At 72.2% G+C, this 14,824-nt stretch carries 14 protein-coding genes and 1 pseudogene; 8 read left to right on the top strand and 7 right to left on the bottom strand.

The features are described from left to right. The first annotated feature begins 31 nt into the window (after nt 1-31). Entirely contained in the window at nt 32-823 is a 792-nt protein-coding gene (locus tag JIW86_RS11525) for an alpha/beta fold hydrolase (protein ID WP_257553675.1), read from the top strand. 145 nt (nt 824-968) lie between these two features. Here the strand turns inward: JIW86_RS11525 and JIW86_RS11520 are convergent, their stop codons facing one another. Then, the gene (locus JIW86_RS11520) at nt 969-2,174 is read right to left on the bottom strand and encodes an MFS transporter (RefSeq protein ID WP_257553674.1); all 1,206 of its coding nucleotides are present in this window, start codon (nt 2,172-2,174) and stop codon (nt 969-971) included. Nucleotides 2,175-2,283: 109 nt separating this feature from the next. Between JIW86_RS11520 and JIW86_RS11515 the strand changes: the two genes are divergently transcribed. Beyond that, complete coding sequence (locus JIW86_RS11515) at nt 2,284-3,195, top strand: LysR family transcriptional regulator (RefSeq protein ID WP_257553673.1); 912 nt, start codon at nt 2,284-2,286, stop codon at nt 3,193-3,195. Between the two features lie 13 nt (nt 3,196-3,208). Here JIW86_RS11515 and JIW86_RS11510 read toward each other — a convergent pair whose 3' ends face one another. After that, nucleotides 3,209-4,066, bottom strand: coding sequence for a phosphotransferase enzyme family protein (locus JIW86_RS11510; protein ID WP_257553672.1), 858 nt, complete (start codon nt 4,064-4,066; stop codon nt 3,209-3,211). 28 nt (nt 4,067-4,094) lie between these two features. Between JIW86_RS11510 and JIW86_RS11505 the strand changes: the two genes are divergently transcribed. The 5 genes and pseudogenes from JIW86_RS11505 (at nt 4,095) to JIW86_RS11485 (ending at nt 9,073) form a co-directional block, all read left to right on the top strand. Continuing rightward, entirely contained in the window at nt 4,095-5,099 is a 1,005-nt protein-coding gene (locus JIW86_RS11505) for a carbohydrate ABC transporter permease (RefSeq protein ID WP_416237551.1), read from the top strand. Beyond that, nucleotides 5,099-5,947: a carbohydrate ABC transporter permease gene (locus JIW86_RS11500; protein ID WP_257553670.1), complete on the top strand. Its 849-nt coding sequence runs from the start codon at nt 5,099-5,101 to the stop codon at nt 5,945-5,947. Before JIW86_RS11505 ends, JIW86_RS11500 begins: the two co-directional genes overlap by 1 nt. After that, the gene (locus JIW86_RS11495) at nt 5,947-7,245 is read left to right on the top strand and encodes an ABC transporter substrate-binding protein (protein WP_257553669.1); all 1,299 of its coding nucleotides are present in this window, start codon (nt 5,947-5,949) and stop codon (nt 7,243-7,245) included. The genes JIW86_RS11500 and JIW86_RS11495 overlap by 1 nt, the downstream gene beginning before the upstream one ends. A gap of 12 nt (nt 7,246-7,257) precedes the next feature. Next, nucleotides 7,258-8,504 (top strand): annotated as a pseudogene (mgt, locus tag JIW86_RS11490) (macrolide-inactivating glycosyltransferase). 20 nt (nt 8,505-8,524) lie between these two features. Then, on the top strand, nt 8,525-9,073 hold the full coding sequence (locus JIW86_RS11485; RefSeq protein WP_257553667.1) for a DUF1697 domain-containing protein: 549 nt from the start codon (nt 8,525-8,527) through the stop codon (nt 9,071-9,073). Nucleotides 9,074-9,122: 49 nt separating this feature from the next. On the opposite strand, the gene JIW86_RS11480 is transcribed toward JIW86_RS11485, so the two are convergent. Continuing rightward, nucleotides 9,123-9,968 carry an aldo/keto reductase gene (locus JIW86_RS11480; protein WP_257553666.1) on the bottom strand — a complete coding sequence of 282 codons (846 nt, stop codon included), beginning with the start codon at nt 9,966-9,968 and terminating at the stop codon, nt 9,123-9,125. Nucleotides 9,969-10,013: 45 nt separating this feature from the next. Between JIW86_RS11480 and JIW86_RS11475 the strand changes: the two genes are divergently transcribed. After that, on the top strand, nt 10,014-11,015 hold the full coding sequence (locus JIW86_RS11475; protein ID WP_257553665.1) for a ketopantoate reductase family protein: 1,002 nt from the start codon (nt 10,014-10,016) through the stop codon (nt 11,013-11,015). Nucleotides 11,016-11,103: 88 nt separating this feature from the next. Here the strand turns inward: JIW86_RS11475 and JIW86_RS11470 are convergent, their stop codons facing one another. From JIW86_RS11470 to JIW86_RS11455, 4 genes are read right to left on the bottom strand one after another with little or no spacing between them, the layout of a single operon-like run. After that, nucleotides 11,104-11,868: a sirohydrochlorin chelatase gene (locus tag JIW86_RS11470; protein WP_257553664.1), complete on the bottom strand. Its 765-nt coding sequence runs from the start codon at nt 11,866-11,868 to the stop codon at nt 11,104-11,106. 5 nt (nt 11,869-11,873) lie between these two features. Further along, nucleotides 11,874-12,773 (bottom strand): ABC transporter permease, encoded by a 900-nt coding sequence (locus JIW86_RS11465; RefSeq protein WP_257553663.1) that lies wholly within the window; start codon nt 12,771-12,773, stop codon nt 11,874-11,876. After that, nucleotides 12,760-13,554, bottom strand: a complete 795-nt coding sequence (locus tag JIW86_RS11460; protein ID WP_257553662.1) for an ABC transporter ATP-binding protein — start codon at nt 13,552-13,554, stop codon at nt 12,760-12,762. The genes JIW86_RS11465 and JIW86_RS11460 overlap by 14 nt, the downstream gene beginning before the upstream one ends. A 34-nt stretch (nt 13,555-13,588) precedes the next feature. Further along, nucleotides 13,589-14,743 carry an aliphatic sulfonate ABC transporter substrate-binding protein gene (locus JIW86_RS11455; protein WP_257553661.1) on the bottom strand — a complete coding sequence of 385 codons (1,155 nt, stop codon included), beginning with the start codon at nt 14,741-14,743 and terminating at the stop codon, nt 13,589-13,591. Nucleotides 14,744-14,824: the final 81 nt, after the last annotated feature.

Here is a 14,824-nt window from a genome sequence, read left to right as displayed (position 1 = left end):
ATTTCCCGGAGCCCTCGCTAACATCTCGGACATGACCTCTCTGCTTCCCTCCCAGAAATCCGTCACCGTGCGTGGCAGCGGACCAGGACTGCTGCTCGCGCACGGTGCGGGCAGTGACGTCGAGGACAGTTACGGCCCGATCCTCGAAAGTCTCGCCGGCCGTCGAACCGTCATCGGCCCGGATTATCCGGGCTCCGGGAATAATCCGCTCCTGGACCATCCGCTGTCGCTCGACCAGCTGGCCGACAACATTGTGGAAAGCGCCGTGCAATCCGGCGTACATTCTTTTGCCATATCTGGATTCTCCATGGGTGTGTCAGTCGCGGTGCGCGCCGCGGTGCGCCATCCGGAGCGGGTTACCGCTCTTGTTCTTTCCGCCGGATTCGCCCGTCCGAACGCACGCCTCAAGCTGGTGATCGACACCTGGCGGGCACTCGGCGCGCCGGGCGGGGACAGCAGGGTCCTGGCCTCCTATCTCTCCCTGGTGGTCGGTGGCACCCGCTGGCTCGACGAACGCTCCCACGACGAGATCGAGGAACAGCTCGAGCTGTTCTCCGCCGGAATGCCGCCGGGCACCGACGCGCAGCTCGCCCTCTTCGACGACATCGACGTACGGGCCGACCTGGCGCGGATCGCGGTCCCGGCCCTCGTCGTCTCACCCCTCGGGGACCTCCTCATCACGCCCGTTCACTCCCGCGAACTCGCGGACGGTATTCCGGGAGCCCGGCTGGCGACGCTGGACTGTGGTCACGCCATCGCCGCGGAGCGGCCGGCCGAGTGGGCCGAGCTCATCACCGAGTTCCTCGCCGCCGTCGGCGGATGACCACCACGGGCGGTACGGGCAGGCCCGCCCGTACCGCCCGTGCCGTCCGGACCGTCCCGCGGCGGCCGGTCGTGGGCCCGGCGCCCGGCCCCGCCGGCCCCGGGATCGGGGTGGCGCGGCCCGGGGGTGGGCGCCGGGGCCGGTCTCAGAGGCGCCCGGAAGCGGGGGCCTTGCCCAGCGCCGTCACCGCGAGGGCCGCCACGGCGAGCCCGCCGCCCAGCCACATCACCGCGGTGACCCCGGCGCCGTCCGCGGCCAGCCCGCCGGCCAGCGCGCCCAGGGCGATCGCCCCGTTGAAGACGCCGACGAACAGGGAGGACGCGGCCTCGCGCGCCTCGGGGGCCGCAGCCAGCAGCCAGGTCTGGGTGCTGACGGACACCCCGCCGTAGGAGAGCCCCCAGACGGCGAGCAGCACGCCGGCGGTCAGGACGGAGCCGCCGAGCACCGGTACCAGCGCCACCGTGGCCGCCAGTACCGCGCTGATCACCAGCAGGGTGGAGCGCGGGGAGCGCCCGGCGCCCGCGCCGGCCGCGAAGTTGCCCGCCACACCGGCGACTCCGTAGACCAGCAGCAGCGTGCCGATCATCCCGGCGCTCGCCCCCGAGACCTCCTCCAGCACGGGGCGCACGTACGTGTAGGCGGCGAAGTGGCCGGTGACCAGCAGCGCCACCACGGCCAGTCCGGTCCGCACCCGCGCCTCGCCGAACAGCCGCATCACACCGCTGAGCCGCACCTCCTGCTCGGCCGGCAGCCGCGGCAGCAGCACCGCCAGGGCGACCAGGACCACCAGGGCAAGCGCGCCCACGGTGACGAACGCCGTCCGCCAGTCGGCCAGTTCACCGATGTACGTACCCGCGGGGACGCCGAGCACCGAGGCCACCGCGATACCGCTGAAGATCAACGAGGTCGCGGAGCCGATCGACTTCGGCGGCACCAGACGTACCGCCAGGCCCGCCGCGATCGCCCAGACACCGCCCATGCCGATACCGACCAGCACGCGGGCGGCCACCATCACCGCGAAGTTCGGCGTCCACGCCGCGAGCAGGTTGCCCACCGTCAGGACCGCCATCAGCGCACACAGCACCGCCCGCCGGTCGAACCGCCCCAACAGCGGTGTCAGCAGCGGCGCCGACACCGCACCGACCAGGCCGGTGATGGTCAGGGTCAGTCCGGCGGTGCCCTCGGTCACCTTCAGCGCGTCCCCGATGGGCGTCAGCAGGCCCACGGGCAGCATCTCGGACGTCACCACCGTGAACGTCGCGCTCGCGACCGCCGCCACGCCCAGCCAGCCGCGGGTCGCCGACCGCTCCGACACCCCGGTGGTGTCTGCAATTTCCTCAGTCTGTGCCATGCGACCAGCCAACCCGCCCCGACCTGCGGGAACAACGGCCGATCCCTCATCCTTCGATAAGCGGGACTACTCGATCGGCCGCGCGGAGCGGCGGTGTAGAAAGGGAACCATGAGCGGTGTCGAGATACGCGAGCTGGAGACATTCCTCGTGCTGGCCCAGGAGTTGCACTTCGGACGGGCGGGCGAGCGGCTGTACGTCTCCCAGAGCCGGGTCAGCCAGCTGCTGCGCTCCCTGGAGAGCCGCATCGGCGCCCCGCTCGTCGAACGCACCAGCCGCCGGGTGCGCCTGACCCCGCTGGGCGAGAGCTTCCTCGCGGGCCTGCGCCCCGCGTACGACGCCCTGCGCGCCACGGTCGACGAGGCCCGGGCCGCCGCGCGGGGCATGGGCGGGGAACTGCGCATCGGCTTCCAGGGCACCGTCGACGACTACCTCAGCCGGGCGATCGCACGGTTCGGGGACCGGTATCCCGACTGTGCGATCGACATCGTCGAGATCCCGCTCTCCGACCCCTTCGGGCCGCTGCGCCGCCAGGAGGTGGACTGCGCGGTGGTCCTGCTGCCGGTGGCCGAGGACGACCTCGTCCTCGGCCCGGTCTTCTCCCGGCAGCCGCAGACCCTCGCCGTGTCCGTCCGGCACCCCTTCGCCGCCCGGGACTCGCTGTCTGCCGAGGAACTCGCCGACTGCCGGCTCATCGGCATCGACGGCGGAGCCCCCGAGTACTGGCGGCGGGCCCAGGCCCCCGGCCTGACCCCGGGCGGCCTGCCCGTACCGGCCGGGCCCAGCGTCAACACGCTCCAGGAAGGGCTGAGTCTGACGGCGGCCAACCGCGGCGCCATGCTGCTGTGCCGGTCCACGGCCGACTACCACGGGCGCCGCGACTCCCTTACCTTCGTCCCGGTGCAGGGCCTGCCCGACTCCGAGCTGGGCCTCATCCGCCACCGTCTGCGGCCCTCCGCGCAGGCGGAGGCCTTCGCCCTGGCGGTCAGCGAAACCGCCGGGACGGCCGGGACGGCTGCCTGACCGTGAAACACGCCTAGAACGGGTGCCAGCGGACCTCGGACGCGCCCTCGCGCAGGGAGTCCACCCGGCGGCGGAATTCGGCCAGCGCCTTCGGGTTGGTCGGCGCGTGCTGGGACACCCAGGCGCAGCTCGCCGTCTCACGGGCCCCGCGCAGCACCGCGCAGCCCTCCCACTCGCGGACGTCCCAGCCGTACGCCGTCACGAACGCCTCGTAGGACTCGGCGGGCAGCCCGTACCGGTCGCGGGAGAGGGCCATCACCACCAGGTCGTGCTCGCGCAGGTCGGCCGAGACGGTCTCCAGGTCGACCAGGACGGGACCGTCCGGGCCGACGTGCACGTTGCGGGGCAGGGCGTCCCCGTGGATCGGGCCCGGGGGCAGATGCGGCACCAGCCCGGCCACCTCGCCCGCGTAGGCGTCGCGGCGGGCCCGCAGGTACGCCGCGTCCGCCGGGTCGATCGCATCGCCGGCCAGCCGCAGCCAGCGTTCGACACCGCCCAGCAGATCCCGCGCGGCCAGCGGGAACGGCGGCGCGGACAGGGCGTGGATCCGCCGCAGCAGCACCGCGAGATCCTCCGGCGCCGCGGGACGCACCGCGTCCGGGAGCCGGTGCCACAGCGTCACCGGGTGCCCGGCCACCAGCCGCGGCTCGGGCTCGGCTGCTCGGACCGCCGGGATCCCGGCCCGCTCCAGCCAGTACGCGACGGCCAGTTCGCGTTCGGCCCGCGCCGCCAGGGCCGGGTCCGCGCGGCCCACCTTCACCACCAGTTCCCCGGCCGCGAAGACCGCGTTCTCGCCCAGGGCCAGCAGCGAGGCTGCGCCGCCGCCCAGGCCTGCGGCCGCCAGTACGTCCCTGGCCCGCGCCTCGTCCATCTCGTACTCCGGATCCGGATCGTCGTGAATGCGCCAAGTCTCCCATCCGCGTGTGCACTGCCTTGACGCGCCATCAGGCCCTGCGCACGATGACCGCAACGGATCCGGACGATCCCCCGGGAAGGGGGTGAAGGTGACCGCCGCCGCCCCCGTGCGCAAGGGCCGCCGCGCCGACCACGGGGCCTGGTTCCTGGTGCTGCCCGCCCTGATTCCCATCCTGCTGCTCAGCGTCGGCCCGCTGCTCTACGGCATCGCCCTCGCGTTCACCGACTCCCAGTCCGGCCGCACCGCCCCCACCCAGTGGGCCGGGATCCTGAACTTCCAGGACCTGCTCCACGACCGGCTGTTCTGGGAGTCCTTCCGGATCGGCCTGCTGTGGGCTGCCGGGGTCACCGTCCCGCAGTTCCTGCTGGCCCTGGGGCTGGCCCTGCTGCTCGACCAGAACCTCCGCTTCCGGTGGCTGGCCCGCTCGCTCGCGATCATCCCCTGGGCCATGCCCGAGGTGGTGGTCGGCATCATGTGGCGGCTCGTCTACCACCCCGACGCGGGGGTGCTCAACGAGACCCTGTCCGGCCTCGGGCTCGCCGGGGACACCGACTGGCTCAGCGGCCTCGCCACCGCCCTGCCCGCCGTCGTCGTGGTCGGCATCTGGGCGGGCATGCCCCAGACCACGGTCGCGCTGCTCGCCGGCCTGCAGAACACCCCGCACGAGCTCCACGAGGCCGCCGCCCTCGACGGCGCCGGGGCCTGGCGCCGCTTCCGGACGGTGACCTGGCCCGCGATACGTCCGGTGGCGCTGTCCATCTCCGCCCTGAACTTCATCTGGAACTTCAACTCCTTCGCCCTGGTCTATGTCCTGACCAACGGCGGGCCCGGCGGCCGCACCCGGCTGCCGATGCTCTTCGCGTACGAGGAAGCCTTCCGCTACGGGCAGTTCGGGTACGCCGCCGCCATGGGCTGCGTGATGGTCGCGGTGATCTCGGTCCTGCTCGCCGTGTACCTGGCCGGCCGGCTCCGGGGAGGCGACACCTGATGGGACGCGCACACGGCCGCACCAACACCCGTACCAGGGCCGCCCAGTACACGGCGCTCGCCGCCTACCTCGTCTTCCTCGCGTTCCCGTTCCTGTGGCTGCTCTCCACCGCCTTCAAGCCCGCGCGCGAGCTCGGCAGCCTGCACCCCACCTGGATCCCGAAGGACCCGACCCTCGGCAACTTCCGGCAGGCCTTCGCCGAGCAGCCGCTGGCGCACGCGGCGCTGAACAGCCTGATCGCCGCGGTCTGCGCCGCCGTGCTCGCGGTCGTCCTGGCCACCCCGACGGCCTTCGTCCTCGCCCGGAGGCGGGGGAGGCTGGCCACCGCCGCCACCGGCTGGGTCGTGATCAGCCAGGCCTTCCCCTTCGTCCTGGTGATCATCCCGCTGTTCCTGGTGCTGAAGAACCTCCACCTGGTCAACTCCGTACCGGGCCTGATCCTCGTCTACGTCGTCTGGTCGCTGCCGTTCGCGCTGTGGATGCTCGTCGGCTACGTGCGCGCCGTCCCGCCCGAACTGGAGGAGGCGGCGGCGATGGACGGGGCCGGGCGGCTGCGCACCCTCGTCTCGGTGGTCGCGCCCCTGCTGGCGCCGGGCATCGTGGCCACCGCGCTGTTCGCCTTCATCACCGCCTGGAACGAGTTCTTCTTCGCCCTCGTCCTCCTCAAGACCCCGGAGCAGCAGACCTTGCCGGTCGTCCTGACCCACTTCCTGGGTGCCGAGGGCGCCGCCGACCTCGGCCCGCTCGCCGCTGCGGCCTTCCTCGCGACCCTGCCCTCCCTGGTGATCTTCTCCGTCATCCAGAAGCGGATCACCGGCGGCATGCTGGCCGGGGCGGTGAAGAGCTGATGGGGATCCGCGGATGGCGGGCCGGGGCCCTCGCGCTCGCGCTGCTGGCCGGGCTGCTCGGCGGCTGCTCCGCGCCGCGCGGCGACTTCGACGGCGTGGTGCGGCTGCGCTTCCAGTCGCTCGCCTGGCAGAAGGAGTCCGTCGACGCCAACAAGGCCCTGGTCGCGGAGTGGAACGCCGCCCACCCCGAGATCCAGGTCCAGTACGTGCAGGGCAGCTGGAACAGCGTCCACGACCAGCTGCTGACCTCCTTCGAGGGCGGCGAGGCCCCCGACGTCATCCACGACGCCTCCGACGACCTGGCCGACTTCGCCTACGGCGGTTACCTCGCCGACCTGAGGCCCCTGCTCTCCGAACGGCTCAAGGCCGACATCCCGGCCGGCTCCTGGGAGTCCGTCACCTTCGGGACCGACGGCGGGGTGTACGGGGTCCCCTTCCTCCAGGAACCCAGGGTCCTGATGGCCAACACCGAGCTGCTGCGCGCCTCCGGGGTGCGCATCCCCACCCCCGAAGCCCCCTGGAGCTGGGAGGAGTTCCGTACGGCCGCCCGGCAGCTGACCGCCGAGGGCCGGTACGGGGTGGCCTGGCCGCTCAAGGACCCGGTCTCCGCCACCCTCAACCTCGGCCTGTCCGCGGGCGGCCGGCTCTTCCACCGCGACGCCGGCGGGAAGGCCGTCATCCGCTGGTCCGAGGGCGACGCGGTCGTCCCCGCCACCATCCGGGCCCTGACCGAGACCGACCACAGCGCCTCCCGGGCCACCCTGGGGATGGGCGGTTCCGACACCCTGCCCGGCTTCTTCGGCGGCCGGTACGCGATGGTGCCGCTCGGGTTCTCGTACCGCCAGCAGATCGTGCGCCAGGCGCCGCCCGGCTTCGCGTGGCAGGTGCTGCCGCCCCCGGCCGGGGCGGACGGCCTGGCGCAGGGAGTCAGCCCGCAGACCCTCTCCATCGCGCAGGACAGCCCGCACAAGAAGGCGGCGGCGGCCTTCATCGACTTCCTGCTGGGCCCGGCCAACATGGTCCGCCTGGCCCGCGGCGACTGGATGCTGCCGACCGGCACGCGGGCGCTGGCCGACCCGGCCCTGCGCACGCCCGAGCTCGGCTGGGCCACGGGCACGGCCCTGGCGGGCGGGCTGCGCCCGGCACCGGCCCAGTCGGTGCGCGGCTATCCGGAGTGGAAGGACAAGGTCGCGACCCCGGCGCTCCAGGAGTTCTACAGCGGGGCGATCGACCTCGCCGAGCTCGAGGAACGGCTGGTGGGGGACGGGAACCGGGTACTGGCGCGGTACCAGAGGTAGGGCCCGCGCAGCATAAAGAGATTGCACGAGACGTATCGTCTCGTTATGGTCGGATCATGACCTCCGCCAAGCCCGCACACATCGCCATGTTCTCCATCGCCGCCCACGGGCACGTGAACCCGAGCATCGAAGTGATCCGGGAACTCGTCGCCCGGGGCCACCGCGTCAGCTACGCGATCCCCGCCTCCTTCGCCGAGAAGGTCGCGGAGACCGGCGCCACCCCGGTGATCTGGAACTCCACCCTCCCCACCGACGACGAACCGGAGGCCTGGGGCACCGAGCTCATCGACAACCTCGAACCCTTCCTCAACGACGCCGTCCAGGCGCTCCCGCAGCTCGCGGCCGCCTTCGAGGGCGACGAACCGGACCTCGTCATCCACGACATCACCGCCTACCCGGCGCCCGTGCTCGCCCACCGCTGGGGAGTCCCCGCCGTCTCCCTCTCCCCGAACCTGGTCGCCTGGGAGGGGTACGAGGATGAAGTGGCCGGACCGATGTTCGCCGACCTCAAGGCATCCGAGCGCGGACAGGCCTACTACGCCCGGTTCGCCGCCTGGCTGACCGAGAACGGCCTCGGCGACCAGGTCGACAGCTTCCAGGGCCGCCCGCGCCGCAGCGTCGTCCTGATCCCCCGGGCACTCCAGCCGAACGCCGACCGCGTCGACACCTCCGTGTACACCTTCGTCGGCGCCTGCCAGGGCGACCGTACGGCGACCCAGGGGCGCTGGCAGCGCCCGGAATCGGCCGAGAGCAGGAAGGTGCTGCTGGTCTCCCTCGGCTCCGCCTTCACCAAGCAGCCCGCCTTCTACCGTGCCTGCGCCGAGGCCTTCGGGGACCTGCCCGACTGGCACGTCGTCCTGCAGATCGGCAAGTTCACCGACGAGGCCGACCTCGGCGCGATCCCCGCCAACGTCGAGGTCCTCCGCTGGGTTCCCCAGCTGGACATCCTGCGCCAGGCCGACGCCTTCATCACCCACGCGGGCGCCGGCGGCAGCCAGGAGGGCCTCGCCACCGCCACCCCGATGGTCGCCGTCCCGCAGGCCGTCGACCAGTTCGGCAACGCCGACATGCTGGTGTCACTCGGCGTGGCCCGGCACGTCCCGATGGAACAGGCGGACGCCGCAACCCTCCGGGAAGCGGTCCTCGCCCTGCTCTCCGACCCCGGCGGCGCGGCCCGCTGCGAGGAGGTCCGCGCACAGATGGCCACCGAGGGCGGCACACGACAGGCCGCCGACCTCATCGAGGCCGAACTGTCATAGACACCCCCTACGGTGCCTTCATGGCGAAGAAATACGCGGCGCTGCTGCGCGGGATCAATGTCGGCGGGAGCAAGAAGGTCCCCATGGCGGAGCTGCGCTCCGTACTGGAGGGGCTGGGCCACGGCGACGTACAGACGTACCTGCAGAGCGGCAACGCCGTCTTCAGCAGCGCGAAGGAGGACCCGAAGGCGCTCGCCCGGGAGCTGGAGGCGGCCATAGAGGCCCACTTCGGCTTCCGGGTGGCCTGCCTGGTCGTGGACGGCGCGTACCTGAGCGCCGTCGCCGAGGCCTGCCCCTTCCCGGCCGCCGAGCTGGAGGGAAAGCAGCTCCACGCCACCTTCTTCTCCGAACAGCCCGGCCCGGAGCGGTTCGCCGCCCTCGACCAGACGGCGTACCTCCCCGAGGAGTACCGGCTCGGCGACCGCGTCCTCTACCTCTACGCCCCGAACGGCATGGGCCGCTCGAAACTGGGCGAGGCCCTCGCCAAGCCCGCCGTCGTCAAGGGCATCGACGTCACCACCCGCAACTGGAACACGGTCGTCAAACTCGTCGAACTCACCGGAGCCTGACCCGGGGACGGTACGGGACGGCGCGGGGACGGGCCGGGGACCTCAGGCCTCAGCCGAGCGCGTCCAGCAGTTCCAGCTCCCGCGCGGTGAGGCGCACCGTCGCCGCGTCCAGGTTCTCCGCCAGGTGGGCGGGCGAACCGGTGCCCGGTGTCGGGCACAGGACGGGGGAGCGGTGCAGCAGCCACGCGAGCGCCACCTGGCCCGGACTCGCACCGTGTGCGGCGGCCACCGCACTGACCGCGGCCGCGCTCTCACGGGTCAGGGAGCCGCTTCCCAGGGGGTAGTACGGGAGGAAGGCGATCTGGTGCGCCTCGCACAGCGCCAGCACCTCCGCCGAGCCGCGGTCGAGCAGGTTGTAAGCGTTCTGGACCGCGGCGACCGGCACCGACTCCCGCGCCGACCGCAGCTGCCCCGCGGTGACCGTGTCCAGCCCGATGTGCCGGATCTTGCCCTCCGCCCGCAAATCGGCCAGCGCGCCCAGCTGTTCGGCCATCGGGACCGACGGGTCGAAGCGGTGCAGCTGGTAGAGGCCGATCCGCTCCACGCGCAGCCGCCGCAGGCTCGCCTCGCACATCTCCCGCAACTGCTCCGGGCGGCCCGCCACATGCCACTGGTCGGGGCCGGTGCGCACCACCCCGCCCTTGGTGGCGATGACGAGCTGCTCCCCGTACGGGTGCAGGGCCTCGGCGATCAGCTCCTCCGCCAGGTCGGGGCCGTAGTTGTCGGCGGTGTCGATGAGGGTGACCCCGCGCTCCACCGCCGTGCGCAGCAGCGCCCGGGCCTCGGCGCGCCCGCCGCGCGGGCCCCAGTAGCCGGGCCCCACCAGGCCGCCCGTACCGAAGCCGAGCCGTCTCACGGGCAGATCCCCGCCGAGCGCAAATATCTCATCCACCATGCCCCGACGGTATCGCGAGGGGCGGGATGTGCCAGGCTCGTAGGCATGCGTTACATCATCATCGGCGCGGGCGCGGTAGGCGCCACCATCGGCGGACGGCTCGCGGAGGCGGGCGGCGAGGTCGTCCTCGTCGCGCGCGGCGCGCACGCGGAGGCCCTGCGGGCGGACGGTCTGCGGCTCACGACGGCCGACGGGACCCGGGTGCACCGGCTGCCCGTGGTCACCGGACCGGCCGAACTGGGTGAACTGCGCCCGGACGACGTACTGCTGCTGGCCGTCAAGACCCAGGACGCCATCGCCGCGCTCGACGCGTGGGGCGACGCGGAGGTCGCGGGCGGCGGGACGGCGGCGCAGCGGCTGCCGGTGCTGTGCGCGCAGAACGGCGTGGAGAGCGAGCGGCTGGCCCTGCGGCGCTTCGCGCGGGTGTACGGGGTGTGCGTGTGGCTGCCCGCGACGTTCCTGGAGCCGGGCGTGGTCTCGGCGCTGTGCGCGCCGCTGACCGGGATCCTGCACGTGGGCCTGGCGGCGGGCGGCGCGGACGCGTCGGCGCGCGCGGTCGCGGCGGACCTCGGGAAGGCCGGCTTCGAGGCGCCGGTGGTCGAGGACGTGATGCGGTGGAAGTACGCGAAGCTGCTGGGGAACCTCGGCAACGCGGTCCAGGCGACCACCGGCCCGGAGCCGGACCCGGCGAAGGCCGCGCTGCTGCTGCGGGCGGTCCGCGAGGCGAAGGCGGTCTTCGGGGCGGCCGGTATCGCCTACGCCTCGGACGCGGAGCAGGCGGCCGCGCGCGACGGGAAGGTGGACCAGCCGCCGGGGGTCCGGGGCGGGTCCTCGTGGCAGAGCCTGGCGCGGGGCACCGGCTCGGTGGAGGCGGACTACCTCAACGGGGAGATCTCCCTGCTGGGGCGGCTGCACGGGGTTCCGACGCCGGTGAACGACGTGCTGCGGCACGCGGCCAACATCTTTGCCCGGGAGGGTCTGCCGCCGGGCGCGATGTCCATCACGGACCTCACGGCCCTGGCCGACGAGGCCGCGGCCCGCACGTAGCAAATCCAGCCCCGCCGGCGTTTGAGGCGTGGGGGTCCCCCGGACGGAGTCTGGGGGAGGGTCTGGGGCGGTGCCCAGGAGGCGGTGCTCAGGCCGTCAGGGCCGGGAGCCTGGCGGGAGCGGAGACGGCGGCGGCGTCGAAGCGGCGCAGCAGCAGGCGGGCCAGTTCAGGGGCAGGGCCCAGAACGTCCGCGACGACATCGGCACCGGCGGCTTCGGCCCCCGCCACGATGCGGTCCGGGAGCCGCCCGGGGGCGATGACGTACGGCGCCACCGCCACCCGCGCGAAGCCCTCCGCACGCAGCGCCCGTACGGCGTCCTCCGTGCGGGGAAGGGCAGCGGAGGCGAACGCAGGCCGCACGGCGCACCAACCGGTGTGCCGCCACTCCCGCGCGATTTCAGCGATCACTGCGATCGCCTCCGGGTCCGTGGAGCCGGCGGACGCGAGCACCACCGCGGTGGTGGCGCGGTCCGCCGGGGTGAGTCCGGCCTCGGCCAGCCGGCGTTCGAGGGCCGAGACCAGCAGCGGGGACGGGCCGAGTACGTCGGCCACCCGCACCGACAGCCCCGGCAGCCGGGCCGTCGACTCGGCCAGCGCCGCCGGGATGTCGGACTTCGCGTGGAAGGCCCGGGTGAGGAGGAGCGGGAGGGCGACGACCTCCCGTACGCCCGACAGGTAGAGCGAGGACAGGGCCTGCCCCACCGACGGGGTGTTGAAATCCAGGAAGGCCGTCTCCACGCGCAGCCCGGGCCGCAGCGCCCGCACGCGCCCGGTGAGGGCGTGCACGGTCGCCGCGTGCCGCGGGTCGCGGCTGCCGTGGGCGATGACGAGGAGGGCGGGTGCGGTGGACACGGGACTCACTTGACCAGCAGGCCGCGGCTGCGCAGGACCCATCGCTCGACCGGGCTGAAGATCAGCAGGTCGATGGCGATGCCGACGACGAGGATGAGGATGATGGCGAGGAACACGCCGGGCAGGTCGATGTTGTTGCGGCCGTTCTCCAGCAGCTGGCCGAGGCCCAGGCCCAGTTCGGGGGAGCTGGCGATGATCTCGGCGGCCATGAGGGAGCGCCAGGAGAAGGCCCAGCCCTGCTTGAGGCCGGCGAGGTAGCCGGGCAGTGCGGCCGGCATGACGATGTGCCGGGCGCCGCTCAGGCCGGTGGCGCCCAGGGTGCGCCCGGCCCGCAGGTAGAGCGGCGGGATCTGGTCGATGCCGGAGACGAGGCCGTTGGCGATGGAGGGGACGGCGCCGAGCAGGATGACCGTGTACATCATGGCGTCGTTGAGGCCGAACCACAGGACGGCGGGGGGTACCCAGGCGACCGAGGGCAGGGACTGCAGGCCCTGGAGGATCGGGCCGATCGCGGCGCGGACGAACTTCACCCGGGCGACGAGCAGTCCGAGCGGGGTGCCGATGGCCAGGGCCAGCAGGAAGCCGAGCAGTCCGCGTGACACGCTGGTCCAGATGACCTCGAGCAGGGTGCCCTTGAGCCACATGTCGGTCAGGCTGTCCCATACCGCGGACAGCGCGGGGAGTTTGGTCTCCTCGGTGACCTTCGTCGCGACGAGGATCTGCCAGACCAGGAGCACGAGGCCGACGGCCAGGACCGGGGGCAGGACCTTCTTGGCGAGGATCTCGCGGATGGGTGTGCGGTGGGTCTGGACCGCGTCGAGGGCGTCGAGGCCGGCCTCGAGGCCCGCCAGGTCGTCCTGCCTGCCCTTGGCCGCGGCCTTCGGGGTGGTGTCAGTGCTGGCCATGGCGGCGGATCTCCCCACGCAGGTGTTCAGTGATCTCAAGGGACAGTTCCGCCACGTCCGCGTCCTCGATGCGGCGCGGCTGCGGGATGCCCACGGTCCATTCCTTGGCGACCCGGCCGGGCCGGGAGGAGAGCAGGACCACGCGCTGCGCGAGCCGCACGGCCTCGCGCACGTTGTGCGTGACGAACAGGACCGACAGGTTCGTCTCGGCCCAGATGCGGGTGAGTTCGCCGTGCAGTACGTCGCGGGTGATGGCGTCGAGCGCGGCGAAGGGTTCGTCCATCAGGAGCAGCTGGCTGTCCTGGGCGAGGGCCCGGGCCAGGGCGACGCGCTGGCGCATGCCGCCGGACAGTTCGTGGACGCGCTTGCCGTAGGCGCCGGCGAGGCGGACCAGTTCCAGCAGCCGTTCGGCCTCCGGTTTGCGGTCGGCCTTGGCCACCCCGCGCAGGCGCAGGGCGAGTTCGATGTTCTTGCCCGCGGTCAGCCAGGGGAAGAGGGCGTGTTCCTGGAACATGAGTGCCGGACGGCCGCCGGGGGTCTCGATGGACCCCGCGGACGGCTTGTCCAGGCCGGCGACCAGGTTGAGCAGGGTGGACTTTCCGCACCCCGAGGCCCCCAGGATGGTGACGAACTCTCCGGGAGCGACATCGAGGCTGATGTCGTCCAGGACGAGCTGTGATCCGGCCGGGCCGGAGAAGGACTTCGAGACGTGCTCGATGCGAGCGGCGTGCGTCAGCTCCGCTACGGTGCCCTCGGCAGCCTTGGCAAGCATGGTGGCCATGGTCGTCACCTCCTGGGGTTGCTGGATTGCGGGGTTACTTGGCGCCGAGGCCGGCGTCGGAGACCTCGGGCTTGCCGGCGGCCTTCAGTACCTTGTTCAGGAGCGTCAGGTCGTAGATGCCGGTCAGGTCGGGCTGCTCGATGAGCTTGGCCTTGACCGCGTAGTCGGCCTGCGTCTTCAGCGTGGTGGCCAGCGGGTCGTCGGTGATCGCGATGCTCGGCCAGGCCGGGTCGATGACCTTGGCGTCGAGCGGCTTGCCGCCCTCGGCCTCGAGCCTGGCGTTCGCGGAGGCCTTGGCCTTGTCCGGGTTGGTGTTGATCCACTCGTTGGTCTTCACGGTGCCCTTGAGGACGGCCTCGACCACGTCCGGGTGTTCCTTGAGGAACTTCTGCGACACGATGATGTTCGTGATCACGAACTTCTTGTCGGGCCACAGGGAGGTCTCGTCGAGGAGGACGGAGCCGCCGTCGGAGACGAGCTTGGAGGCGGTGGGCTCGGGTACCCAGGCGCCGTCGATCGAGCCCTGCTTGAAGGCGTCGGGGGTGACCTTGTTGTCCGTGCGGACGACGGAGACGTCGCCCTTGCCGGACTCCGGGTCGACCGTCCAGCCCTTCTCGGAGATCCAGTTGAGGAACGCGACGTCCTGGGTGTTCCCCTTCTGCGGGGTGGCGATCTTCTTGCCCTTGAGGTCGTCCAGGGTTTTGATCTTGTCCGGGTTCACGACCAGCTTGACGCCGCCGGAGGCCGAACCGGAGATGATCCTCAGGTTGGAGCCCTTGGACTTGACGTAGCCGTTGATCGAGGGCGAGGGGCCGATGAAACCGATGTCGAGAGAGCCGCCGTTGAGCGCCTCGATCTCGGACGGACCGGCGTTGAAGGACTGCGGCTTGATCTTGGTGCCGTTCAGTTCCTTCTCGATCAGGCCCTCCTGGAGACCGACCAGAGCGGTGGCGTGCGTCAGGTTCGGGAAGTACCCGATGCGGACCTCGGAGGCCGACAGCTTCTTGCCGTCGGTAGCCGCGACGTTGGCCTTCTTGTCCTCGCTCTTCGCGGCCTGGGAGCCGTAGCCGCAGGAGGCGAGCGTGCCGATCAGCAGCGGCAGCGCGGCGGCGGCGACGACGCCGCGGCGCAGGCCCTTGCTACGGGCAAGGGCAGGGGCAGTACGGGTGGTGTTACCGGTGGCAGGCACGGGAGGACTTCCTCTCGTGACGTGGTCATCTCATGACGCACGTCTTCGTCTGTGGCGTTCGTGGAGCCGGGGCAGGTACAG

Source organism: Streptomyces sp. NBC_00162, assembly GCF_024611995.1.
Classification (GTDB): Bacteria; Actinomycetota; Actinomycetes; order Streptomycetales; family Streptomycetaceae; genus Streptomyces.
The sequence above is the reverse complement of the archived record's forward strand: the minus strand, read 5'-3'. Positions and strand labels throughout refer to the sequence as shown.